At 71.9% G+C, this 22,430-nt stretch carries 18 protein-coding genes and 1 pseudogene; 16 read left to right on the forward strand and 3 right to left on the reverse strand.

Going from position 1 to position 22,430, the window contains the following annotated elements; genetic code table 11:
• Nucleotides 1-185: 185 nt before the first annotated feature.
• Nucleotides 186-776: a lytic polysaccharide monooxygenase gene (locus ACH4E8_RS27320; protein WP_398452869.1), complete on the reverse strand. Its 591-nt coding sequence runs from the start codon at nucleotides 774-776 to the stop codon at nucleotides 186-188.
• Between the two features lie 304 nt (nucleotides 777-1,080).
• Between ACH4E8_RS27320 and ACH4E8_RS27325 the strand changes: the two genes are divergently transcribed.
• The gene (locus tag ACH4E8_RS27325) at nucleotides 1,081-1,557 is read left to right on the forward strand and encodes a hypothetical protein (protein WP_398452872.1); all 477 of its coding nucleotides are present in this window, start codon (nucleotides 1,081-1,083) and stop codon (nucleotides 1,555-1,557) included.
• Nucleotides 1,558-1,629: 72 nt separating this feature from the next.
• On the opposite strand, the gene ACH4E8_RS27330 is transcribed toward ACH4E8_RS27325, so the two are convergent.
• Nucleotides 1,630-2,967, reverse strand: a complete 1,338-nt coding sequence (locus ACH4E8_RS27330) for a PLP-dependent aminotransferase family protein (protein ID WP_398452874.1) — start codon at nucleotides 2,965-2,967, stop codon at nucleotides 1,630-1,632.
• A 207-nt stretch (nucleotides 2,968-3,174) separates the two neighbouring features.
• Here ACH4E8_RS27330 and ACH4E8_RS27335 point away from each other — a divergent pair, with 207 nt between their 5' ends.
• The 10 genes from ACH4E8_RS27335 (at nucleotide 3,175) to ACH4E8_RS27380 (ending at nucleotide 14,506) form a co-directional block, all read left to right on the forward strand.
• Nucleotides 3,175-3,774 (forward strand): hypothetical protein, encoded by a 600-nt coding sequence (locus ACH4E8_RS27335; protein ID WP_398452876.1) that lies wholly within the window; start codon nucleotides 3,175-3,177, stop codon nucleotides 3,772-3,774.
• A 254-nt stretch (nucleotides 3,775-4,028) separates the two neighbouring features.
• On the forward strand, nucleotides 4,029-6,359 hold the full coding sequence (locus tag ACH4E8_RS27340) for a M9 family metallopeptidase (protein WP_398452878.1): 2,331 nt from the start codon (nucleotides 4,029-4,031) through the stop codon (nucleotides 6,357-6,359).
• 293 nt (nucleotides 6,360-6,652) lie between these two features.
• Nucleotides 6,653-7,867 carry an NAD(P)/FAD-dependent oxidoreductase gene (locus ACH4E8_RS27345; protein WP_398452881.1) on the forward strand — a complete coding sequence of 405 codons (1,215 nt, stop codon included), beginning with the start codon at nucleotides 6,653-6,655 and terminating at the stop codon, nucleotides 7,865-7,867.
• Nucleotides 7,868-7,923: 56 nt separating this feature from the next.
• Complete coding sequence (locus ACH4E8_RS27350; RefSeq protein WP_398453019.1) at nucleotides 7,924-8,229, forward strand: (2Fe-2S)-binding protein; 306 nt, start codon at nucleotides 7,924-7,926, stop codon at nucleotides 8,227-8,229.
• The gene (locus tag ACH4E8_RS27355; RefSeq protein ID WP_398452883.1) at nucleotides 8,219-9,745 is read left to right on the forward strand and encodes an FAD-dependent oxidoreductase; all 1,527 of its coding nucleotides are present in this window, start codon (nucleotides 8,219-8,221) and stop codon (nucleotides 9,743-9,745) included. The genes ACH4E8_RS27350 and ACH4E8_RS27355 overlap by 11 nt, the downstream gene beginning before the upstream one ends.
• Before the next feature lie 11 nt (nucleotides 9,746-9,756).
• The gene (locus ACH4E8_RS27360) at nucleotides 9,757-10,665 is read left to right on the forward strand and encodes a dihydrodipicolinate synthase family protein (RefSeq protein WP_398452885.1); all 909 of its coding nucleotides are present in this window, start codon (nucleotides 9,757-9,759) and stop codon (nucleotides 10,663-10,665) included.
• A gap of 55 nt (nucleotides 10,666-10,720) precedes the next feature.
• Nucleotides 10,721-11,722: a proline racemase family protein gene (locus ACH4E8_RS27365; RefSeq protein WP_398452888.1), complete on the forward strand. Its 1,002-nt coding sequence runs from the start codon at nucleotides 10,721-10,723 to the stop codon at nucleotides 11,720-11,722.
• A gap of 210 nt (nucleotides 11,723-11,932) precedes the next feature.
• Nucleotides 11,933-12,649: a GntR family transcriptional regulator gene (locus ACH4E8_RS27370; RefSeq protein WP_398452891.1), complete on the forward strand. Its 717-nt coding sequence runs from the start codon at nucleotides 11,933-11,935 to the stop codon at nucleotides 12,647-12,649.
• A 307-nt stretch (nucleotides 12,650-12,956) separates the two neighbouring features.
• A complete protein-coding gene (locus tag ACH4E8_RS27375) occupies nucleotides 12,957-13,619 on the forward strand; it encodes a DUF4956 domain-containing protein (protein WP_398452893.1) in 663 nt (220 codons plus the stop codon).
• Complete coding sequence (locus tag ACH4E8_RS27380; protein ID WP_398452894.1) at nucleotides 13,616-14,506, forward strand: polyphosphate polymerase domain-containing protein; 891 nt, start codon at nucleotides 13,616-13,618, stop codon at nucleotides 14,504-14,506. The genes ACH4E8_RS27375 and ACH4E8_RS27380 overlap by 4 nt, the downstream gene beginning before the upstream one ends.
• Nucleotides 14,507-14,580: 74 nt before the next feature.
• Here the strand turns inward: ACH4E8_RS27380 and ACH4E8_RS27385 are convergent, their stop codons facing one another.
• Nucleotides 14,581-15,399 carry an SAM-dependent methyltransferase gene (locus ACH4E8_RS27385; RefSeq protein WP_398452896.1) on the reverse strand — a complete coding sequence of 273 codons (819 nt, stop codon included), beginning with the start codon at nucleotides 15,397-15,399 and terminating at the stop codon, nucleotides 14,581-14,583.
• Nucleotides 15,400-15,640: 241 nt separating this feature from the next.
• On the opposite strand from ACH4E8_RS27385, the gene ACH4E8_RS27390 reads away from it, so the two are divergent.
• From ACH4E8_RS27390 to ACH4E8_RS27410, 5 genes and pseudogenes are all read left to right on the forward strand, one after another.
• Nucleotides 15,641-16,696 (forward strand): MBL fold metallo-hydrolase, encoded by a 1,056-nt coding sequence (locus tag ACH4E8_RS27390; protein WP_398452899.1) that lies wholly within the window; start codon nucleotides 15,641-15,643, stop codon nucleotides 16,694-16,696.
• 305 nt (nucleotides 16,697-17,001) lie between these two features.
• A pseudogene (locus ACH4E8_RS27395) lies at nucleotides 17,002-17,493 on the forward strand (ATP-binding protein); the annotation flags it as partial.
• 162 nt (nucleotides 17,494-17,655) lie between these two features.
• Nucleotides 17,656-19,833: a LuxR C-terminal-related transcriptional regulator gene (locus ACH4E8_RS27400; protein WP_398453021.1), complete on the forward strand. Its 2,178-nt coding sequence runs from the start codon at nucleotides 17,656-17,658 to the stop codon at nucleotides 19,831-19,833.
• Between the two features lie 333 nt (nucleotides 19,834-20,166).
• Nucleotides 20,167-21,384, forward strand: coding sequence for an IS4 family transposase (locus tag ACH4E8_RS27405; protein ID WP_398452901.1), 1,218 nt, complete (start codon nucleotides 20,167-20,169; stop codon nucleotides 21,382-21,384).
• Nucleotides 21,385-21,652: 268 nt separating this feature from the next.
• Nucleotides 21,653-22,420, forward strand: coding sequence for a BTAD domain-containing putative transcriptional regulator (locus ACH4E8_RS27410; protein ID WP_398452903.1), 768 nt, complete (start codon nucleotides 21,653-21,655; stop codon nucleotides 22,418-22,420).
• Nucleotides 22,421-22,430 lie beyond the last annotated feature (10 nt).

Raw genomic sequence — 22,430 nt, forward strand, 5'->3', positions numbered from 1 at the left:
GCCCGTAGGGCAGAGGGCGGAACTGCGCGAACAACCCACCACCGGCCGGTGGAGACCCACGCTCCCGCAGGGAAACGGCGGCCATGTCCACGCGCGCAGCCAAGCGCACCGGGCCGCACGGCCGTGCGGCCGACCCGGTGCGCGGGTCGGCCGCAGGCTTTGACGCGGTGAACTGGGCGGCGTCGTCAGAGCGTGACGTCCGAGCAGGTGTAGAAGGCGAAGTCGGTGTCGTCGACGTTCCAGACGCCGACGATCACGTGCCGGCCGGACTTCTGCGGCAGCACGCCGGAGTGGCTGACGGTTGCTCCCGGCCGCGCCCCGCCGAACGGGACGGTCAGGAAGGGCTGCGTCTCCAGGTCCGCCCGGGTCAGCGGCTTGCTCGGGTCGTAGCCGTCCTTGGTGACGTAGTAGCGGAAGTCCGTCGTGGCGTGACGGGCGGTGATCCGCCAGACGAAGTTGTGGGACTGGCCGCCCTGGAGGGCCGTGGTGGGCCAGGCGCCGCCGCGGGGGTCGTCCAGTTCGGAGAAGCGGGCGTTGCCGCCGGAGCAGATGGCGCCGTCGGCGGGGCCGCGCTGCGGGAAGCCCTTCGGGCCCTCGACGCTCCAGGGCTCCCACTCGACCTGGCCGCAGTCGGCCACGGCACCGGTGCCGCAGAGCTGCTGGCGGCTGACGGGGGAGTCGACGTACCCGTGACCCTGGGCACTGCCGGAGGTGGCGAACAGGGCGGCGCCCGCGATGCCGACGCCGAGCAGCGACGACACGAACTTTCTGCGCATGCTTCGCTCCATGAGGAAGTGGGGGGATGTGGGGGTGCGGCGCGTGCAACCGTGGGGGGCGACGCGCCCTGCGCAGTTCTGCGGTCTAGACCAAGTCGGAGCGTAGCCCTCCGAGTTGGGGCTGTCCATCTTCCCTGTTCGCGCGGCGGACGCCGGGCCCGATGGCCGACGAGGCGCCGTTGACGCTCCGATGACCACGTGTCAGCGTCGCGGAACGCACGTCACGGAACGGAGCCCGACCGATGCGGTGGGCACCCGAAGGGGCGTGGAGAACCCGAAGGATCCGCACGAGAAGGGGACAGTCATGAGAACGCGCAGACCCAAGGTCGTCCCGGCAGTCGCACTCGCCGTTTCCGCCGCCGTCCTCGCCGTCGGCCTGGCCGGCCCGGCGCAGGCGGCCCGGTCCGCCCCCGCCTCCGCACCCGCTTCCGCCGCCGCGCTCCGGCTCCAGGCCGATCCGACGCCGGAGGAGCAGGAGAAGCTCCGGGAGATCGCCGCCTCGATCTGGACCCCGGAACTGGCGGCCGGCTGGAACATGAACGCGGACGTCGCCGACGTGCTCTCCCAGGCGACCGACCGCATCATCCAGTGCTCCGCGGCGTACGCACTGGTGCCCAAGCCCCCGGGCTTCCGCCCCGGTCTCGGCTATCTCGTCTCGTACTGGAAGAACATCCGGGACTACTTCCTCGCGGTGCGGGGCGACCGCCAGTACAAGGCGTGCGTGGTCTCCACCGCGGCGTACTACCGCTCCATCATCGAGATGGCCTCCGCGGGCATCTGAGCCCGGGGGCGTACGGCGGCGGACCCGCGCCGTACGCCCCGCTCCGGCCTCGCCTCCGCCGGCCCGCCCCGCTCAGTCCGCGAGGAAGTCGTCCGGCGTCGACCGGGCGAGGTCGGCGAGCGTGGCGAGCGCCTGGGAGAGCACGTCCGGCGTCGGCGAGCAGTAGCCGAGCCGGACCGCGTCCACGCTGCGGTGCCTGCCGACGGTGAACGCGGAGGACGGCAGCACCCCGATGCCGTGTCGCGCCGCCGCCGCGACGAAGGCGTCCGACTGCCAGCCGTCGGGCAACTCCCACCAACAGTGGTACGAACGCGGGTCGGTGCGCACCGTGAAGCCGGCCAGCCGGCGCCGGGCGATCACCTGCCGCTCCGCCGCCGCGCGCTGCTTGGCCCGTACGAGGGCGGCCACGGTCCCGTCCGCGTGCCACCGGGAGGCCGCCTCCAGCGCGAACGCCATGGGGAGGTTGCCGCCCGCCCGCAGCGCGGTGGCCAGCGGGGCGAGCACCGCCCGGGGCGCCACTGCGAAGCCGAGCGTGAGCCCGGGGGAGATCCGTTTGGAGAGGCTGTCGACGAGCACGGTCCGCTCCGGGGCGAGCGCGGCGAGGGGCTCCACGTCGTCGTGCAGGAACGCCCAGATGGTGTCCTCGACGGCCGTGACGCCCAGCCGCAGCAGGACGTCCGCCAACTGCCTGCGTCGCTGCGGCGGCATCGTCACCGACAGCGGGTTGTGCAGGGTGGGCTGAACGTAGAGGGCCTGCAGCGGAGCGCTGCGGTGGGCCTCCTCGACCGCCTCGGGCACCAGCCCCGCACCGTCCACCGCGAGCGGGACGAGCACGACGCCGAGGCGGGCGGCCATGGCCTTGACGCCGGGGTACGTCACCTCCTCGACGCCCAGCCGGCCGCCCGGCGGCACCAGCGCGGAGATCGCCGCCGTGATCGCCTGCCGGCCGTTGCCGGCGAACAGAACTCGCGCCGGGTCGGGTTGCCAACCGCCGCGGCGCAGCAGGTCCGCCGCGCTCTCGCGGGCCGCGGGAGTGCCGGCGGCGCCGGAGTGGCGCAGCACCGTCCCGAGGGCGTCGGGGCGCAGCATCCGTCCCAGCCCGGGGGAGAGCAGTCGGGCCTGCTCGGGGACCACGGGGTGGTTCACCTCCAGATCGATCCGGGCGCCCGTCGACTCCGTGGGCGCGCCGGCGGTCGCATCGGCCGGCGCCCGGACGAAGGTGCCGCGCCCCACCTCGCCGACGGTGAGCCCGCGACGGGCCAACTCCTGGTACACCCGGCCGGCGGTGGAGGTGGCGATGCCGTGCCGACGGGCGAACTCGCGCTGCGGGGGCAGCCGGTCGCCCGGGCGCAGCCCGCCCGCCATGATCGTGTCGGCCACCTCGTTGGCAACGCTCTGATAGTCCGTCACGGCCCCGTCCCCTCAAGTCCCATCCCGGCGCATCCAATCACGCAATTGCACCGAGGGCAATGGTCGGTATTGCCTCCGATCAATGATGGCGCCTACACTCGGCACTGCCCGGCATGGGGACGGGCGGCACGGCGTTCGGGGGTGGGCCGTGGACCGCGTCGGTGTGTGACGCAGCAGCGCAGCCATGAGGAAGGAACCCGTGGTTCGATGAACGCGACACCGCGGACGCAGTCGACTCCGGTGCACTCCTCTCCATCCCCTTCCTCCTCCCGTGGCTCCCTCGCCGCCTTCCCGCCGCCGCGGTGCAATCGCTGCGACTTCGGTGCGCGCCCCTTCGGCCGGGGTGCGGCCGGGGAGTTGCTGCGCGAGTACGCCGCCCGCTGGCAGCGAGTGCTGGTGGACCCCGGCACCACCGAGCGACGCGTCGGAGCGCTCGCCTGGTCCCCGCTCGAACACGGCTGTCACGTACGGGACATGTGCCTGCTGTTCCATCGGCAGCTCGACGCCACCCTCGGTGCGCCGGACGGGTCGGGCGCGCCCGCGAGCGCCGCTGTGACGGTCCCGGACGGCGCTCGGGGGCTCGACGTCCCCGGGCTCTACCGGGACGAGGACCCGCGTCAGGTCGGCGAGGAGTTGGGGCGGGCCGCGGACGCGCTGGCGCGGCGCTTCGACCGGCTGACGGACGAGGACTGGGAGCGCCTGGATCCGCGCTTTCCCGACGACTGCCTGACCGTCGACTTCTTCACCCGGCACTTCTTTCACGACGTCGCACACGACCTCGGCGAAGTGCTGCGCGCCAGCGTCTGATTCGGCGCTCGGTCCGCTTTCCCGAACTCTCCTTGCGCCAACGGCTGTTGGCGATTTCCCGCGTCGGATGCCTTCCTCGGTCATGTGATGTGTGCCATGGTACACATCACATGGTTCTGCGTGCGCATGTCAAACAGGCTGGGCCGGCCTGTTCGGACGGCGCCCCACCCCGGACGCTGACCGCGACCCCGCGCACGCCACTCACCCTCATCCGGACCGCACCCCGGTCCGCCCCCCAACCTGGAGGCTGCGCAGTGAGACCGCAGACCGAACGGCATCCCTACCTCGCCGCCCTCGTCGTGGCGCTCGCCCTGTGTCTGGGGGTCGGCGCGCTCCCCGCGTCGGCCCACGCCCGTACCGCACAGGCCCAGCCCGCGGTCGCCGACGGCTCCACCGCCGACGGGGCCGCCGACGACGGGCACGGCGCGGACGGTGCGCCGCCCCTCCCGCTGGCCGTGCGCGACACCGGCGTCGACCCCGACCACGTGGGCGGTCAGGCCCTCGCGCCCGAGGACCGGCCGCCCCTGCCGTCCGCCAAAGACGCCCTGCGGCGCGACTACGACGACCCCGTGGCGCCCGCTCCCCGGCCCCGCCCCTCGATGCGGGGCTCCGCAATGGCCAACGCGGCCTGCGTGCCCGAGGACTTCGCCGGCCGGACCGGAGCCGCCCTGGTCCGCCAGATCACGCAGTCCACGACCGAGTGCGTCGGCACGCTCTTCCAACTCACCGGTGACACCGCGCGCGGAGCCTTCCGCGAGGCCCAGATGGTGACGGTCGCCCAGGCGCTGCGGGACGGCTCCGCCGCGTACCCCGGCAACGGCAGCACCGGCATGCCGCAACTCGTGCTCTATCTGCGCGCCGGCTACTACGTGCACTGGTACCACCCCCAGGCCGTCGGCGACTACGGGCCCGCGCTCACGGCGGCCATTCGCGCCGGCCTGGACGCCTTCTTCGCCAGCCCCCGCTCCCGCGACGTGACCGACGCCAACGGAGAGACCCTGGCCGAGGCGGTCACCCTCATCGACAGTGCCGAGGAGAACGCCCGCTATCTGCCCGTCGTCCACCGGCTGCTCGACGACTACTCCCCGGCGTACGACGCGTCCTGGTACATGCTCGCCGCCGTCAACAACGTCTTCACCGTGCTCTTCCGCGGCCACCAGGTGCCCGAATTCGTCAGCCGTGTGCAGTCGGACCCGAGCGTGACGGCGACCCTGCACCGCTTCGCCTCCGGGCACCTCGCCCTCCTCGGCACCGACCGCTCCTACCTGGTGACCAACGCCGGGCGGGAACTCGGCCGCTTCCTCCAGCACGAAAAGCTCCGGGGCACCGTGCGGCCGCTGGTGACGGACCTGCTGGGCCGCACGGCGATCACCGGCCGCACCGCGCCCCTGTGGGTCGGCCTCGCCGAGATGGCCGACGCGTACGACCGGGCGAACTGCGCCGCGTACGGCGTCTGCGACCTCCAGCGCCGGCTGACCGAGGCCGTCCTGACCGTCGACCACTCCTGCGGCGCGAGCCTGCGCATCCGCGCCCAGCAGATGACCGCCGCCCAACTCGCCGACACCTGCACGAGCCTGACGGGCCAGGACGCCTTCTTCCACTCCGTCGCCAAGGACACCGGGCCCGTCGCGGGCGACCGCAACACCCGCCTGGAGGTCGTGGTGTTCGACTCCAGCGCGGACTACCAGACCTACGCCGGAACGATGTACGGCATCAGCACCGACAACGGCGGCATGTACCTGGAGGGCGACCCGGGCGCCGTCGGCAACCAGGCGCGGTTCATCGCGTACGAAGCCGAGTGGCTCCGCCCCTCCTTCGAGATCTGGAACCTCAACCACGAGTACACGCACTACCTGGACGGCCGCTTCAACATGCACGGCGGCTTCGCGGACAACATGGCCACCCCCACCGTCTGGTGGATCGAGGGCTTCGCCGAGTACGTCTCCTACGCCTACCGGAAGGTGACCTACGACGCCGCCATCGCCGAGGCCGGCCGCCGCACCCACGCCCTGAGCGCGCTCTTCAACACGACCTACGCCCACGACACCAACCGGGTGTACCGCTGGGGCTACCTCGCAGTGCGCTACCTGCTGCAATCGCGTCCGGACGACGTGGCGACCGTGCTCGGGCACTACCGCACCGGCGCGTGGAACGCGGCCCGCACCCACCTCACGGACACCGTCGGCACCCGCTACGACAGCGACTGGTACGCCTGGCTGTCCGCCTGCGCCGCCGGCAACTGCGACGTCGCCCTGCCCGAGTGCACCGACGCCGACGCACGGCAGCTCGAACGCGGCTGCGTCCGCAGCGGAGTATCGGGCCGGGCCGGTGACCTCGCGTACCTGTACGTGCGGATACCGGCCGGGGTCCCCGAACTCACCGTCACCACCTCCGGCGGCAGTGGCGACGCGGACCTCTATCACAACGACCGGACGTGGGCCACCAAGACGGACCACACCGCCCGGGCCACCGGCGCCGGGACGGCCAAGACCCTGACCGTCAAGGCGCCCGCACCCGGCGTGCACTACTTCAGCCTGGCCGGCACCACGGCGTTCTCGGGCGTGACGGTGGCCGCGAAGTTCTAGGTCGCGTCCGGAAGTCTCGCGCGCCCCTGTGTCTGTGGACATGGCCGCCGTTTCCCTGCGGGAGCGTTGGTCTCCACCGGGCCGCAGAGACCAACGCTTCCGCGGGGAAACGGCGGCTACGTTCGCTCCCGCAGGGAAGCGCGCGGGACTTTCCGGACACAACGTAGAGGGTGTCCGCAGGGCACAGGGGTGGGCTCCGGCGGCAACTCCCGCCGGAGCCAGCTCCTTTGACGATGCAAGGGGCGCTGTCCGCACCCTTGGCACGCTCTGAGCCATGTGACATATTACTGCGCATGGCAGCCCAGGGACGCTCTGTGGAACGGGATCCGGACGTGGTCGTCGTCGGCGCCGGCGTCATCGGCGCGGCCTGCGCGTACTACGCGACGCGGGCCGGCCTGCGCGTCACCGTCGTCGACCGCGGCACCCCCGCGGGCGGCACGACCGGCGCGGGGGAGGGGAACCTCCTCGTCTCCGACAAGGAGCCCGGCCCCGAGCTGGAGTTGGCCCGGCTCTCCCTGCGCCTGTGGCGCGAGCTCGCCGCCGACCTCACCGACGGGACGGACGGCTTCGAGTACGAGGCGAAGGGCGGCCTCGTCGTCGCCGGCGACGACGCCGAACTGACGGCGTTGCGCCGCCTCGCCGTCCTCCAGCGCGCGGCCGGCGTCGACGCCCGGGAAGTCCCCGACGACCGGCTGCACGACCTCGAACCCCACCTCGCCCCCGACCTCGCGGGCGGGTTCCACTACCCCGAGGACGCCCAGGTGCAACCGGCCCTCGCCGCAGCCCGGTTGCTGCGGGCCGCCCGGAGCGCGGGCGCGGAGGTCCGCATCGGCGAAGAGGTCGTCGACGTGCTCACCACGCCCGGCGGCGCGATACGCGGCGTGCGCACCACGCGCACGGAACTGCGCACCCCCGCGGTGGTGAACGCCGCCGGCGTCTGGGGCGGCGAAGTGGCCCGGCTCGCCGGCGCCCCGCTGCCCGTACTGCCGCGCCGCGGCTTCGTCCTGGTCACCGAGCCCCTGCCGCCGCTGGTGCGGCACAAGGTGTACGCGGCGGGGTACGTCGCCGACGTGGCCAGCGGCTCCGCCGCGCTCCAGACCTCGCCCGTGGTCGAGGGCACCCCCGCGGGGCCCGTGCTCGTCGGCGCCAGCCGGGAGCGCGTCGGCTTCGACCGCACCGCCTCCGCCGAGGTGCTGCGGCGCCTCGCCCGCGGCGCCGTCGACCTCTTCCCCGTCCTCGCCGGCGCGTCCGCGATCCGTACGTACTGCGGGTTCCGGCCCTACCTCCCGGACCACCTCCCCGCCATCGGACCCGACCCCAGGGTCCCCGGACTCCACCACGCCTGCGGACACGAGGGCGCCGGCATCGGACTGGCGCCCGCCACCGGGCTGCTCGTCGCCCGGTCGCTCACGCAGTCCCCGCCCGGCGTCGATCCCGCGCCCTTCCGTCCCGAACGCTTCGCCCCGCCGCAGTCGCCCTCCGCGCTGCCGCGCCGGGACTGCGCCTGACCCGCCGCGCCTCGTCCTCCCGCCCGGAGTTCCGCCCGAAAGGAGTGCCCGTGCCGCTGCCCCGCAGCCACGACGACCCGGCCCGCCCCGGCCCCCCGGCCGCCTTCACCGTCGAGTACGACGGAGCGCCGCTCCCCGCACTGCCGGGACAGTCCGTCGCCGCAGCCCTGTGGGCCGCCGGCGTCCTCGCCTGGCGGACCACCCGCGACGGCGGCCGGCCGCGCGGCGCGTTCTGCGGCATCGGAGTCTGCTTCGACTGCCTGATCACCATCAACGACCGCCCCAACCAACGCGCTTGTCTGGCGCCCGCCCGCGCCGGGGACCGCATCGCCTCCCAAGAGGGGACCGGCCGTGGCCGCTGACGCCCGGCCGAACGCCGCAACGCAGCGGACGCCGCACGAGGACGGCTGGGACCTCGCCGTCGTCGGAGCAGGCCCGGCCGGACTGACCGCCGCACTGACCGCCGCCGACCGGGGCCTGACGGTGGCGCTGATCGACGCCGCGCCACGGCCCGGCGGCCAGTACCACCGCCACCCGCACCCCGCGTCGGGCCGAGCCCCCGCCGGCCGCGACCGGTCCGCCTTCGGCACCCAGCGCCGACGGCTCGACGACCACCAAAGGGCCGGGCGGATCACCTACTTGCCCGACCGCCAGGTGTGGTCGGTCCAGCGCACGCCGACACCCGGCGCGCAGCCCCGCTGGGCGCTGCGGACCACCGCCACCGACGGCCACCCGGCCGCCGACGTCCCCACGGTCAGGGCCCGCGGACTGTTGCTCGCCACCGGAGCGTACGAGCGCCAACTCCCCTTCCCCGGCTGGACCCTGCCCGGAGTGGTCGGCGCCGGCGGAGCCCAAGCCATGCTCAAGGCCGGACTCGTCCTGCCCGGTCGACGCGTCGTCGTCGCCGGCAGCGGCCCCCTGCTGCTCGCCGTCGCCGCCACGCTCCTCGAAGCCGGCGCCCGCGTCCCCGCGCTCGTCGAAGCCGGTGACGTGCGGCGGTACGCCCGCGAGCCGCGCGCCCTGCTCGCTGGCCTCACCAAGTCAGGGGAAGCGCTACGGCTGGGGGCGACCCTGCTGCGCCACGGCGTGACCCCGCACACCCGCACCGCCGTCACCGCGGCGCACGGCGACGACCGCGTGGCGGCCGTCACCCTCGCCCGACTCGACGACGCCTGGCGCCCCGTGCCCGGCAGCGAACGCACCGTCGACTGCGACGCCCTCGCCGTCGGCCACGGACTGGTGCCCCAACTCGACCTCGCCGGTCAACTCGGCTGCGCCACCCGCCCCGCCTGCGACGGCACGCCGGCCCTCGTCGTCGACGCCGCACAGCGCACCAGCGTCCCCCGCGTGTGGGCGGCCGGCGAACCCACCGGCATCGGCGGCGCTGACCTCGCCCGCCACGAAGGCGAACTCGCGGCCCGCGCCGCCGCACTGGACCTCGGCGGACGGCCCCGCCCGGCCGGCGCCCCCACCGCGCTGCTGCGGCGCCGGCGCGCCCTGCGCCGCTTCGCGGACACGATGGCACGGGTGCACCGCCCCGGCCCCGGATGGACGCACTGGCTGTCCGACGCCACCGACGTGTGCCGGTGCGAAGAGGTCACCGCGGGCGCCGTGCGCACCGCCGTGCGCAAAGACGGCGCCGCCGACCCGCGCACCGTGAAGCTCCTGACGCGCGCCGGCATGGGCTGGTGCCAGGGACGGATGTGCTCGCCCGCGGTGGCGTGCCTGGCCGCCCAGGGGGACGGCGCCGCACCGCTGCCCACCACGCGCCGACCGCTCGCCTACCCGGTGACCCTCGAAGACCTCGCCGCGCTGCCCCCGGAACCGGCGGCCGGCACCGACGCCCCGGCGGCAGGTCCGCCCGCCCCCACCACGTGAAGGAGCACTCGATGACCGAGCACCAGCACGGCCCGGCCCACCCCTGGCGGGGCGTCATGGTCGCCACGCCCGTACCCCTGCGCCCCGACCTCGGCGTGGCACGGGACGCGTTCGCCGCACACGTCGCGCGTCTCGTCGCAGCGGGGTGTGACGGCGTCGTGGTGAACGGCTCGCTGGGGGAGTACCAGACCCTCACCGACCAGGAGCGCGACGACGTCGTGCACACCGCGGTCGCCGCCGCCGGCGACGGCAGCCGGGTGATGGCCGGCGTCTCCGCCTACGGCAGCGCCGAGGCCCGGCGCTGGAGCGAGCGGGCCGCCGCAGCGGGCGCCGGCTCCGTGCTGCTGCTGCCGCCGAACGCGTACCGCGCGGACGCCGACGCGGTGCGCGACCACTACGCGGAGGTGGCGCGGGCGGGGCTGCCCGTGGTCGCGTACAACAACCCGTACGACACCCGCGTCGACCTCAGCCCGGCGCTCCTCGCCGACCTGTACGCGGACGGGAGCATCGTCGCCGTCAAGGAGTTCACCGGTGACGTGCGGCGGGCGTACGAGATCGTCGAACGCGCCCCCGGGCTCGATCTGCTCATCGGTGCGGACGACGTGGCCCTGGAACTGGCGCTCGCCGGCGCCAGGGGCTGGATCGCCGGCTTCCCGAACACCTTCCCCGAAGCTTCGGTCGCGCTGTACCTCGCCGCGGTGACCGGGGACCTGCCCCGGGCGCTGCCGCTGTACCGGGCCATGCACCCCCTGCTGCGCTGGGACTCCAAGCCGGAGTTCGTCCAGGCCATCAAGGTGTCGATGGACGCGGTCGGCCAGTACGGCGGTCCGTGCCGCCCGCCGCGCGGCCCGCTCGCCCCCGCCGACGCGGCCACCGTGCGCGACATCACCGAGAAGTTGGCCGCCGAAGGGCTGCGCTGACGTCCCGGCAACCCCGTCAGCAGGAGAGCACGACCGAAGGGAGCAGGAGCCCACCATGCGCAGCCGCCGCACCATCCACGTCGTCGACTCCCACACCGAGGGCATGCCCACCCGGGTGGTGACCGGCGGCATCGGCACCGTCCCAGGCGCCACCATGGCCGAGCGCCGCACCCACTTCCAGCGCCACCTGGACCACCTGCGCACCTTCCTCATGTACGAGCCGCGGGGCCACGCCGCGATGAGCGGGGCGGTCCTCCAACCGCCCACCCGACCGGACGCCGACTGGGGAGTGCTCTTCATCGAAGTGTCCGGACTGCTGCCGATGTGCGGACACGGCACCATCGGCGTCGCCACCGTCCTCGTCGAGACGGGCATGGTCACCGTCACCGAACCGGTCACCCGGGTACGGCTGGACACCCCGGCCGGTCTCGTCGTCGTCGACGTGGCCGTGGAGGACGGCGCCGCCGTCGGCGTCACCCTGCGCAACGTCCCCGCGTACAGCGTCGCCCTGGACCGCGAGGTCGAGGTGCCCGGCTACGGGTCGGTGACCTACGACCTCGCGTACGGCGGCAACTTCTACGCCATCGTGCCCCTGGACTCCGTGGGGCTGGCCTTCGAGCGGTCCCGCAAGGACGACATCCTGCGCGCCGGGCTCGCCCTGATGGCGGCCGTCAACGAGACGGACCGGCCCGTGCACCCCGAGGACGCCGGCATCGCGGGCTGCCACCACGTGCAATTCCTCGCCCCCGGCTCGGACGCGGTCCGCTCGCGGCACGCCATGGCCATCCACCCCGGATGGTTCGACCGCTCGCCGTGCGGCACGGGGACCTCCGCACGGATGGCACAGCTGCACGCCCGCGGCGAACTCCCGCTGGAGCGCGACTTCGTCAACGAGTCGTTCCTCGGCACGTCCTTCACCGGACGGCTGGTCGACACCGCTCAGGTCGCGGGCCGCCCCGCCGTCGTGCCGACGGTCACCGGCCGGGCCTGGATCACCGGCAACGCCCAGTTCTTCCTCGACCCCACCGACCCGTTCCCGGACGGATTCCTGCTGTGAGACGTCCGAGTGCTGCGGTACGGAGTCGATCCGGCATCGTTCGGTGCAACAGGGCCGCCAGTACACCATTATGACGAGGCGTCATGACGGTCTGACGCACCGGGCGACGGCCGACGGCGCCCGGATCCGGTGCCCGCCCGGTGTGTATGATCGCCAATACGTGACATTGCACAGCGAGTCGTACGCCCGGCCGCGAAGGGAGTCTCCGCCATGTCCGAGCCCACGCGGCGCAATCTCGTGTCCGTTCAGGAGAACCTGCGCGACCAGGTCGCCAACGCGCTGCGCGCGGCGCTCATCGCGGGGGAGTTGCGGCCCGGCGTCATCTACTCGGCGCCCGCCCTCGCCGCCGACTTCGGCGTCTCGCCCACCCCCGTGCGGGAGGCGATGCTCGACCTCGCGCGCGAAGGCATGGTGGAGGCCGTGCGGAACAAGGGCTTCCGGGTCACCGAGATGACCGAGGCCGACCTCGACGAGTACACCGAGATCCGGGCGTTGATGGAGATCCCGATCGTCGGGCGCATCACCCGCACCGCCAGCGCCGAGCAGTTGGAGGCGTTGCGACCGGTCGCCGAGGACATCGTCACCGCGGCCCGCGAGCACGACCTGATCCGCTACCTGGAAGCCGACCGCCGCTTCCACCTGGAACTGCTCGCCCTCGCCGGCAACCGCCACCTGGTCACCGTCGTCGACGACCTGCGCAAGCGCTCCCGACTGTTCGGCCTCACCGACCTCGACCACGCGGGCTCCCTGGTCGACTCGGCCCAGGAGCACGTGGAACTGCTCGACACCATGCTGACCGGCGACGCCGAAGCCGCCCAGGACGTCATGCGCCGCCACCTGGCCCACGTGCGCTCCCTGTGGGCGGCCGACCAGGGCCCCGCCGGCGCCCCGGACGCCGCCGCGCTCCACCTGGACGGCGCGAGCTGACCGGACGGACACCTCCGTCCCACCCCCCCTCCCTCCCGCGCGCACTTCACCTCAAGTGCGCGCGCAGTCATGTCCGTGAGAGGTCTCCGCGGCGGCCCTGAAGAGTTGTTCCCTGCGGTACTTCGCGCGCCTTCCACGATGAAATCGCACGCCGATTATGAAAACCTTCTCATGGGTTTGTGAAAGAAATCTCATTGCTTCTTTTGCTTAAACGGAAAATTCCTTTCCCACTTCTTTGCGTGGTGTCCGTTTAGGATTCTTGGAAATCGGAACTCCAAGTCGTGTGTCCATCTAGGGAGGTGCGCCCATGGAGTCGTTGAGGCAACTCGCCGCTCATCTGGGTTTAGATCTGATAGCTGTGAGTCTGCTGACGTTCGCCGTCTACTATCCACGGCACCGCCGCCGGGACCTGCTCCCCGCCTACCTCGCCCTGAACGCAGCGCTGTTCACCGTGGTGGCGGCGCTCGCCCAGGTCGGCGGCAACGGCGGGACGGCCCTGGGCTTCGGCCTTTTCGGCGTACTGTCCATAATCCGGCTCCGCTCCGATTCCATCCAACACGAAGAGGTCGCCTATTACTTCACCACCCTGGTCATCGGACTCATCTGCGGTCTGCCCCAACTCGAACTCCGCGAGGCCGGTGCCCTCACCCTGCTGCTCCTACTCGTCGTCTATGCGGCAGACCATCCGAAGCTGTTCGCCAGGTCCCGCAGGACCGTGGTCACGTTGGACGCCGTGTACGAAAGCGCCGATGACCTCCGGGCCGATCTGGGCCTGCGCTTGGGCGAACCACTCAACTGGACCGTCATGCAGGTGGACTACGTCCGCGACCTGACCGTGGTCGACGTGCGCTACCGGACGGCGAAGCCGCCCGCGAAGGCCACCCGGCGCACGACGGACGCCCACTCGGACGAGTCCGCCCGCACCACCGGGCCCGAGCGCACCGAAGAGCCCTCCCTGGAGGCGGTGTGACCCTCGCCGTCGCACCCCGCCCGGGGCGCGCCGCCCGCGCACCACGCATCCCACCAGCCCCGCGCACCGGCCAACTCGTCCTGCCCGAACTCGACGCCGTGGCCGAGTCCGTCCTCGCGGCGGCACCCATCTCCCTGAAGGAGGTCCAGGAGCGCGCCGAGCTGATGGCCCGCTTCGACAAGGCGTACCTCGTCCCCGCCGGGGTCTTCACCCGGCTCGTCGCCCATCTGACCGACCGGGCGCGCCCCGACGGGCCGTTCCGGGTGCTCACCATCGAGGACCGCCGCTGGTTCGCCTACCACTCCGTCTACTACGACACCCCCGACTGGCGCTGCTTCCACGAGCACCGCCAAGGACGCCGGCTCCGGTTCAAGATCCGCGAGCGGGTGTACCAGGACTCCGGACTGCGCCAGTTCGAGATCAAGCTCAAGAGCGGCCGCGGCGAGACCGTCAAGCACCGCCGCCCGCTCACCGGCGCCGACACCCCGCTGGACGCACCGTACCGGGACTTCCTCGCCGGACACCTCCGGGCCGCGTACGGACTCAAGCCGCCCGCGTCCCTGGCGCCGTCGATCGTCACCGACTACCGGCGCGCCACGCTCGTCTCCGACGGCGAGCGGATCACCTGTGACACCGGACTGCGCTGCCACGACGTACGGGCCGACCGCCACGTGCGCTGCGATCCGGGGCTGGTCCTGGTGGAGACGAAGACCACCGGCCACCTCACCGAAGCCGACCGCTTCCTACACGCCCACGGCGTGCGCCCCGCGGTGTTCACCAAGTACTGCGCGGCGATCGCCGCGCTGCACCCCCGGATGCCGGCGAACCGCTGGCGCCGGGCCGCCCGGCTGGCCTTCGCGGCCGACGGGACCACTGACGTCGGCTGAGCACGAGAGCCGACGAAGCGCCGCCGGGGCGTGGGCCCGTCCCGGCGGCGCATCGCCGTGCCCAGGGTCGTGTCCTACGACTTGCGGGCCACCCCGCCGAGGGCGATGACCTCGCCGTCCGTGACCGCTCCTGGCTGTGGGCGCCAGCGGGCGAGCGGAACCACGCCCGGCTCCAGCAACTCCATGCCCTCGAAGAATCCGGCGATCTCCGCCGGACTGCGCAGGTGGTAGGGCGCGGCGCCGCTGGAGTTGTACAGGCGGGTGGCTTCGGCGTTGCCCTCGTGGGTGTTCACGCTGTCGTTGAAGACGAGGTAGCTCCCGGACGGCAGCGCGCTCAGCAGCCGGTCCACCACCGACCGGGCGCCTTCGTACGTGGCCACGTGTCCGATCACCTGCATCAGCGTGAGCGCCACCGGCTGGGACAGGTCCAGGGTCCCCGCCGCCTTCGCGATGACCGCCTCGGGGTCGTGCAGGTCCGCGTCCACGTAGTCGGTGACGCCCTCGGGCGTGCTGATCAGCAGCGCACGGGCGTGGGCGAGGACGAGCGGGTCGTTGTCCACGTACACGATCCGCGACGAGGGGGCGGCCCGCTGGGCGATCTGGTGGGTGTTGTCGGCCGTGGGCAGCCCGGTGCCGATGTCGAGGAACTGGCGGATCCCCCGCTCGGTCGCCAGGTGGGTCACCGTACGGGCGAGGAAGGCGCGGGAGTCGCGGGCGAGGTCGACGATGCCGGGGAAGTACTGCCGGAACTCCTCGCCGAGGTGCTGGTCGACGGGGTAGTTGTCCTTGCCGCCCAGCCAGTAGTTCCACACCCGGGCGGAGTGCGGAGCGCCCGTGTCGAACTCGGGGTAGCGCGTCTCCTCCGGTCCCGCGTCCGGCTTCTCGGCTGTCATGAAGTGAACCTCCCGGCTGTTGCTCTTCGACTGCTCTTCGACCCTGCGTACGTTCGCTGCCCCGTTCGTACTGCTGCTCCAACCTAGTGCTGGAGGAACCCGCTTGGGGACCGGGGTCGCCCGATGGCCGTCGGTCGGCGCGGAGCGAGGTCCGCGGACGGCCGCGGCGCGCGCTTGACACGTGTGCGCGGTACACGAAAAAGTAAACGTACGTTCAGTCGCCGCTCGGAGGGGAAGCGTCGTGGGCATCGAGATCACCGGCCAGGTCCAGTGGCAGGCGTGGCAGGACCGCGTGCTGCCTCCGGTCGAACGGGTCGCCCCCGGCTTGTGGTCCGTGCCGGTGCCGATCCCGGACAACCCCCTGCGCTACGTGCTGGTCTACGCCCTGGAGGCGGACGACGGCCTGGTGCTGGTGGACGCCGGCTGGGACGACGACGCCTCCTGGGCGGCGCTGACCCGGGGGATCGCCGAGATCGGCGCCGACGTCGGGGACGTGCGCGGGGTCCTGGTCACGCACTTCCACGGCGACCACCTCGGGCTGGCCGGGCGGGTGCGCGAGGCGTCCGGCGCGTGGATCGCCCTGCACGAACTCGACGCGGCCGAGGTGAAGAACCTGCCCGCCGGCATCGACGAGTGGATCCGGGTGGTGGGCGGCCACCTCCAGGAACACGGCGTCGCGGCGGACGAGGCGCACAGCACCGTCGAGGCCATGGAGGTGGCGCGCTTCCTCACTCCTGCGCTCGCCGACCGCGTCCTTGCGGACGGCGACGTGGTGCGCGCGGGCGGCCGTGAGTTGCGCGCGGTGTGGACCCCCGGCCACACGCCAGGACACACCTGCTTCTACGAGCCGGCCGCCCGACTGCTGTTCTCCGGCGACCACGTCCTGCCGAGGATCACCCCGCAGATCGCGGTGTTCCACCAGGACGGCGGCGATCCGCTGGCCGAGTACCTGCGCTCCCTCGGCACGCTGGACGGGCTCGACGTCGACGAGGTGCTGCCGGCGCACGAGTACCGCTTCCGGGGGCTGCGCCACCGCACCGCCGTCATGGTGCGCCACCACGTGGAGCGCCTGGCTGAACTGCTCGCCCTGGTGGAGCGCGCTCCGGGCACCACGGCCTGGGAGTTGGCGGCCCTGCTGTCGTGGTCCCGGCCGTGGGAGTCCTTCTCACAGGTGAATCGTCGTTTTGCGCTGAGCGAGACCCTGGCCCACCTCGTGACCCTGGAGAGCCGGGGCGAGGCGCACTGCTCGCGCGGGGTCCCGGTGCGCTGGTACGGCGGCGGCGCCCCGCAGCGGTGAGCTCAACCGCCTTTTCCAGCCGATTCGCTTCGGAAATCCGCCGTGTTCGGTGAACTGATGCATGGCTGTTGCACGGTGTATTCGGGTGAGGTCGAGACCAATGGCGGTGCCGGCTCCTTTGGGCTCAGCGCTGCGGAGTGCTGAGCCCACCCCGTCATAAGGCGGTTCCAGTGGAGCGTTGGAGCAAATCCATCTTTTGCGTGACAGATCCGACAGTTGTTAACGGGCGGACGCCTTTTGACATTGACACAGGCATGCCCATGGATGTTCGATCGTGTGGTTTCGAGCTGCCAATCGGGGGAAACATGGAGTTTAGCGACCTGTTGTTGCCCTACGATAGCGAAGCGGACCTCGGCAGACTCTGCTCCGTACTCGACGTCTTTGCATCAGGCGAGGCGCGTGCCGTTGTGATCGAAGGCGCGGCCGGCTGCGGTAAGAGTGAACTGCTGGAATCGCTCACCGCCCATTTGGCCGGCTCCGGCGCCCTGGTGTTACGGGCGACCGCCGTGCCCGCGGAGTCCGCATTGCCCCTGGGGGTGATGAAACAGCTGGTCACCAGCCTTTCCTTACCCGCGGGTGTGCGAGGGGAGCTGCTGGAGGCCATCGGGGGGCAGGAGTGCGCCGCACCCGACCGCAGCAGTCGCACCCTCTCGATGCGCACCCTACGAATGCAAAGGTTCTGCACCCTACTGCGCCGTAGCGTCCAAGACCGTTCGCTCCTGATAGCGGTGGACGACCTCCAGCACATCGACATTCCCTCCCTACAGTGCCTGCTCTATATGGCGGGTCGCTCGCGCGCGTTGCGATTGATGACGGTGTTCACGGAGACCGTCCAGGCGACCCGTCACATTCCGGCCCATCGGATGGAGCTCCTGCGGAATCCCAAGTACCGACGGATTCCGGTAAAGCGTCTGAATTCCACTCAGGTGGCGAGTGCGCTCGGCGAAGCCACGAGTTTCGTGCCCGACGAGGCAACTGTCGATCGCTTCTACGAGATTTCCGGGGGAAATCCGTTACTGCTGCGGGCGCTGTTGGAGGACTGCGCGGAGGCGCAGGACAGGGAGACCGACGTACTGGACCCCTGCGTCGGCGGGCTGCCGGGCAGTGCGCTCACCCACGCCGTCACCACCTGTCTGAACCGCAGCGGGCAACTCGCCGTGACCGTTGCCGAAGGGCTCGCGGTCCTCGGCGAAGCGCCCGACTCCGCGCTGCTGGCCCGGCTGTGCGGGCTGGCCCGCTTCTCCGCGATGCAGGGGCTCAGGGTGCTGCGGGCGGCCGGAGTCGTCACCGACCTGGGGTTCCGCCACCCCGTCGTGCGGACCGTGGTGTTGGAGAACATGGTGCCCGAGCGGCGCCGGGAGCTGCACCGGGTGGCCGCCCGGCTGTGCTATCTGGAGGGCGCGGAGGCGTCCCAGATCGCGCCCCATCTGGCCGCTGCCGCACGCGTCGACGACCCGTGGGGCGTCGGGGTGCTGCGGGACGCCGCCGAGGAGGCGCTGGTCGAGGACCGCGATCTGCTCGCCATCGACTATCTGGAACTGGCCCACGCCTTCTGCGTCGATCCCCGCCAGCGGGCCGACATCCGCATCCGCAGCGCCGTGGTCCGCCAGCGCAACGACCCCTTTGCAGCCCAACGGGCCGCCGACGAACTGCTGGGCATGCTGCGCGCCGGACAGCTGACCCCCGCCCAGAGCCTGGCCACCGCCGACGTGTTCTCGGGGTGCCGTCGCATCGACGGCGTCAACGAAGCACTCGCGGCGCTGCGCGGACCGGGCGACGGCGCCCCCGACGGACCCGCCGGTCGCGCGGCAGCGGTGATCGAGTACTGCCCGCCGTGGCCGGGGTTCGCCCCCGGCACCCGCAATCCGGCCCTGGAGTGGGAGGGCCGCAGCGCCCAGCGCGGCGAGGAGGGCGGCACCGCGGCCGAAGAGTTGCTGCGGCGGACCGTGCTCACCGACTCCACCCTGGCGACCGTCGGCAACGCCGTCCGGTGCCTGGTGTACACCGGCAGGCCGGCGGCGGCACGGCACTGGGTCGACGTGTTCGTCCGGGAGGCGGAACGGCGCGGCGCGGACGGCTGGTACGCGATGTTCGCGGGCATCAGGGCGGAGCTGGCCCTGATGACGGGCGACCTACCGGCGGCCGAGCGGTACGCCCGGGAGGGGCTGGAGCGGCTGCCCAAGCAGAAGCTGGGGACGCTCGCCGGCGGGCTGGTCGCCACCCAGGTGCTGGCGCTCACTCGGATGGGGGAGTACGAGGCCGGGGCGCGCCTGTTCGAACAACCGGTGCCGGAGGACTTGTTCACCAGCGAGCACGGGCTGACGTACCTGTGCGCCCGGGGCTACTACAACCTGGTCACCAATCGGCTCAGCAGCGCCTTGAACGACTTCCTCGCCATCGGGCGCCGGGTGCGGGACTGGGGCATCGACCAACCGCAGTGGATCCCCTGGCGCGGCGAAGCGGCGGAAGCGCTGCTGCGGCTCGGCGAGACGACGGAGGCCGAACAACTGCTCAGCGAGCAACTGTCGCTCCTGCCGGCCGGACACGAACGCGTGCGGGGCGTCACGCTGCGGCTGTTCAGCCAGACCGTGGAGGTACGAAGGCGCCCCGCGCTGCTGGTGCGGGCGGTCGCCCTGTTGCAGAGCGCGGGTGACCGGCTGCAACTCGCCCAGGCCCTTGGAGAGTTGGCGGAGAGCTACTGTTGGCTGGGGGAGGACGGTCGGGCCTGGGCGGCGCTGAGCCAGGCTCGGGGGTTGGCCGAGGAGTGCGGGGCCGAGCACCTGCGTGAGGCACTGCTGCTGCACCAGGGCCCGATCCGGAGCGAAGGGGCGCGGGCCGACGGGAGCTACGAGGACCAGTTGGCCCGGGCCGTCGCCCAGGAGGTCGTGAGCAACCAGTGGGACGGCGGCTGGCGGGCCACGCTCAGCAACTCCGAGAAGCGGGTGGCCGCGCTCGCCGCCGGTGGACACACCAACCGCGACATCTCGTCCCAACTGCACATCACCGTGAGCACGGTCGAGCAGCACCTGACGCGGATCTACCGGAAGCTGAGGATCCGGGGTCGCGACCAACTCCCGGTCGACCTGCAGTTCTGCGACGGCCCGACCACGAGCACCCCCTGTCGGACGCTTCCCTGACGTGCGGCCGGGGCCAGGGCCGATCTCGGCCGCCCCGGCGTCAAGGGAGCAGGGTGCGGTGGCCCCTCCGCAAGGTTGCTGAATTTCCGTTCAGCTGTGGATCGCGGCTCTGGATTAATCCGAGGTCGGCGTGAGAAGCCCGACCGGGCATCCGCATTGCCTTTTTCGCGTCGGGGTCGAAGATTCGGCGACGACGCTTCTTGCGTGCGTCGAGAATGGTAGGAGTCGCCGTGCGCGCCAGGCAACCCCTAAAAAACCCCTACGGGGGCGCACGAAGAAGACTTACGTCGCCTTAACACGTTTAGTTAGCAAGCTGATGCTAATCTTTCGATCATGCCATTCGGGCAAGCGGAGAAGTTTCCCATGCGGCCGGCCGATCTGGTGTCACTGGGGGCGCTGACCACCCTCGTTCCACGAGCGGTGCTGGACGAGGCGATCGGTGTCCTCGGGGCCCAGGAGCAGCGCGTCCGGAAGCTGCCGGCGCACGTCGTCGTCTATTTGCTGATGGGGCTGTGCCTGTATCCGGACGACGACTACGAGCGGGTCGCCGAGAAGCTCGCCGGGGTGATGTCCTACGGCAGCGAGGGCCGTTGGCAGGCACCCACGCGGGGCGCCATCACCCAGGCGCGACAGCGGCTCGGCGCAGCGCCGGTGCGGGAGGTGTTCGCCCGCCTCGCACAGCCGGTCGCGACCGCCGCCACCCCCGACGCCTTCCTCGGCCGGTGGCGGATGATGGCGGTGGACGCCTTCGGGCTGGACGTCCCCGACACCCCGGCGAACGTCGAGGAGTTCGGCGGGCGCGGCCCGCGGGCGCATGTGGTGGCCATCGGCGAACGCGCCAGCGGCGCCCCCGTCGCCGCCGACATCGTGCCCCGCCCGCTGAACGGCGCGACCCATGCCTTGTCCCTGTACCGGCAGCTCACCCGCACCATGCTGGTCCTGGCCGACCAGGGCTTCTACAGTTACGACGGCTGGCGGTTGGCGCGTGCGAGCGGGGCCGAGCTGCTGTGGAGCACACCGCCCGACGTGTGTCCTGAGCACGTGCGGGACCTGGCCGACGGCTCCTGGCACGGATTGATCGCCGAGCGCGGAGCGAGCCGACGAAGGGTCGAGGAACTCCGCGCGGCCGCCCGGGCGGGGGAGGGGGTGGACCCCGCGGAAGCGTCCGTGGTCCGCGTGGTCGACTACGTGCTGCCCGCGGCGGAGTGCCGTGAGGTCCACTTGGTCACCTCCCTGCTCGACCCGGCCGACGCCACCGCGAAGGAGGCGGCCGACGCCTGGCAGCGGTGGCGGGACGAGAACGAGACGGCCCCGGCGACGGCCCGCCCGAACGGCTCGCGGGTGCTGCGCTCGCGCAGCCCCGAGCTGGTCCGGCAGGAGGTCTGGGCCCTGCTGCTGACCCACTGGGCCCAGAGCGCCCTGATGTGCCGGGCCGTCACCAATGCCGGAATCGGACCAGTACCCGCCGCGTTCCGTAGCAGTCTGCGTTTATCTAAACGGCGTCGACACGTGTCCAAGACGTGCGATGGATTGGCGAAGTTTCCAGGGTAGACACCCGTCGAAGGTTCGAGCGAATATATGGTGCGGCTGTAGCGTGCAGTGATTCCCGGGGCGGCCGGGCGGCGCGCTTGATTCACCACCCGTTTGAAAACAGTTCAGTTCGCATGGCGTCATGTATCGCTTTTGGTGCATTCATGGACTGCTTGGGTACTGGAAGGCGCATTGTCGGGACGAAAAGCGGGGCCGTCTTCGATGTCCGCGAAGTGGTTTCCCATATCTCGGCCCGGGCGAAAGACGCCTTCATCGAGAGGACTGCTTGGTGAGATACGAGATCCTTGGACCGTTGCGAGTGGTGCGGGACGACACCGGTGCGACGATCAGCGCACGAAAGATCGAGACCGTGTTGATGGTCCTGTTGCTCAGGGCCGACCGGGTCGTCGCCTCGGACACCTTGATGACCGAGATCTGGGGGGACGAGCTGCCCCGTCGAGTGACCGCGTGTCTGCACGTCTACATATCCCAGCTGCGCAAGTTCCTCCAGCGACCCGACCGGAAGGGGAACCCGGTCGTCACACAGCCCTCCGGATATCTGCTGCGCCTGGGAGAGGACGAACTGGACCTCAACGACTTCCTGACCCTGATGGACAGCGGGCGGCAACTGGCCCGGGAAGGACGGCACGAGCAGGCGGCCCGACGGTTCGGCGACGCGCTGCGCCTGTGGCGCGGCCCCTTCCCCGGCGAGTTGTACAAGGGGCCGGCGATCAGCGGCTTCGTCACCTGGCTCACGGAAGAGCGGCTGGAGTGCCTCGAACGCCTCGTCGAGTCACAGCTCGCGCTCGGTCGCCACCGCGAGGTCGTGGGCCAGCTGTACCGGCTGATCGCGGAGAATCCGTTGCGGGAGTCCTTCTACCGACAGTTGATGCTGGCGCTGTACCGCTCCGAACGTCAGGGCGACGCGCTCAAGACGTACCAGAGCGCACGTCAGATGCTCCGGGAGGAGCTGGGAGTGGAGCCGTGTCGATCGCTCCGGGACCTCCAGCGCGACATCCTCGCCGCCGATGACCGCCTCTACGTGCCCGCGCTCTGACGCGTACGCA

The sequence above is a fragment of the Streptomyces sp. NPDC017979 genome (assembly GCF_044328175.1).
Lineage (GTDB): Bacteria > Actinomycetota > Actinomycetes > Streptomycetales > Streptomycetaceae > Streptomyces.

What these genes read in the sequence shown, in the direction of transcription:
- ACH4E8_RS27375 (WP_398452893.1), top strand. Translation starts at nt 12,957, where the DNA reads ATGGAGTCGTTGAGGCAACTCGCCGCTCATCTGGGTTTAGATCTGATA.
- ACH4E8_RS27320 (WP_398452869.1), bottom strand. Translation starts at nt 776, where the DNA reads ATGCGCAGAAAGTTCGTGTCGTCGCTGCTCGGCGTCGGCATCGCGGGC.
- ACH4E8_RS27335 (WP_398452876.1), top strand. Translation starts at nt 3,175, where the DNA reads ATGAACGCGACACCGCGGACGCAGTCGACTCCGGTGCACTCCTCTCCA.
- ACH4E8_RS27385 (WP_398452896.1), bottom strand. Translation starts at nt 15,399, where the DNA reads ATGACAGCCGAGAAGCCGGACGCGGGACCGGAGGAGACGCGCTACCCC.
- ACH4E8_RS27365 (WP_398452888.1), top strand. Translation starts at nt 10,721, where the DNA reads ATGCGCAGCCGCCGCACCATCCACGTCGTCGACTCCCACACCGAGGGC.
- ACH4E8_RS27405 (WP_398452901.1), top strand. Translation starts at nt 20,167, where the DNA reads ATGCCATTCGGGCAAGCGGAGAAGTTTCCCATGCGGCCGGCCGATCTG.
- ACH4E8_RS27360 (WP_398452885.1), top strand. Translation starts at nt 9,757, where the DNA reads ATGACCGAGCACCAGCACGGCCCGGCCCACCCCTGGCGGGGCGTCATG.
- ACH4E8_RS27345 (WP_398452881.1), top strand. Translation starts at nt 6,653, where the DNA reads ATGGCAGCCCAGGGACGCTCTGTGGAACGGGATCCGGACGTGGTCGTC.
- ACH4E8_RS27325 (WP_398452872.1), top strand. Translation starts at nt 1,081, where the DNA reads ATGAGAACGCGCAGACCCAAGGTCGTCCCGGCAGTCGCACTCGCCGTT.
- ACH4E8_RS27370 (WP_398452891.1), top strand. Translation starts at nt 11,933, where the DNA reads ATGTCCGAGCCCACGCGGCGCAATCTCGTGTCCGTTCAGGAGAACCTG.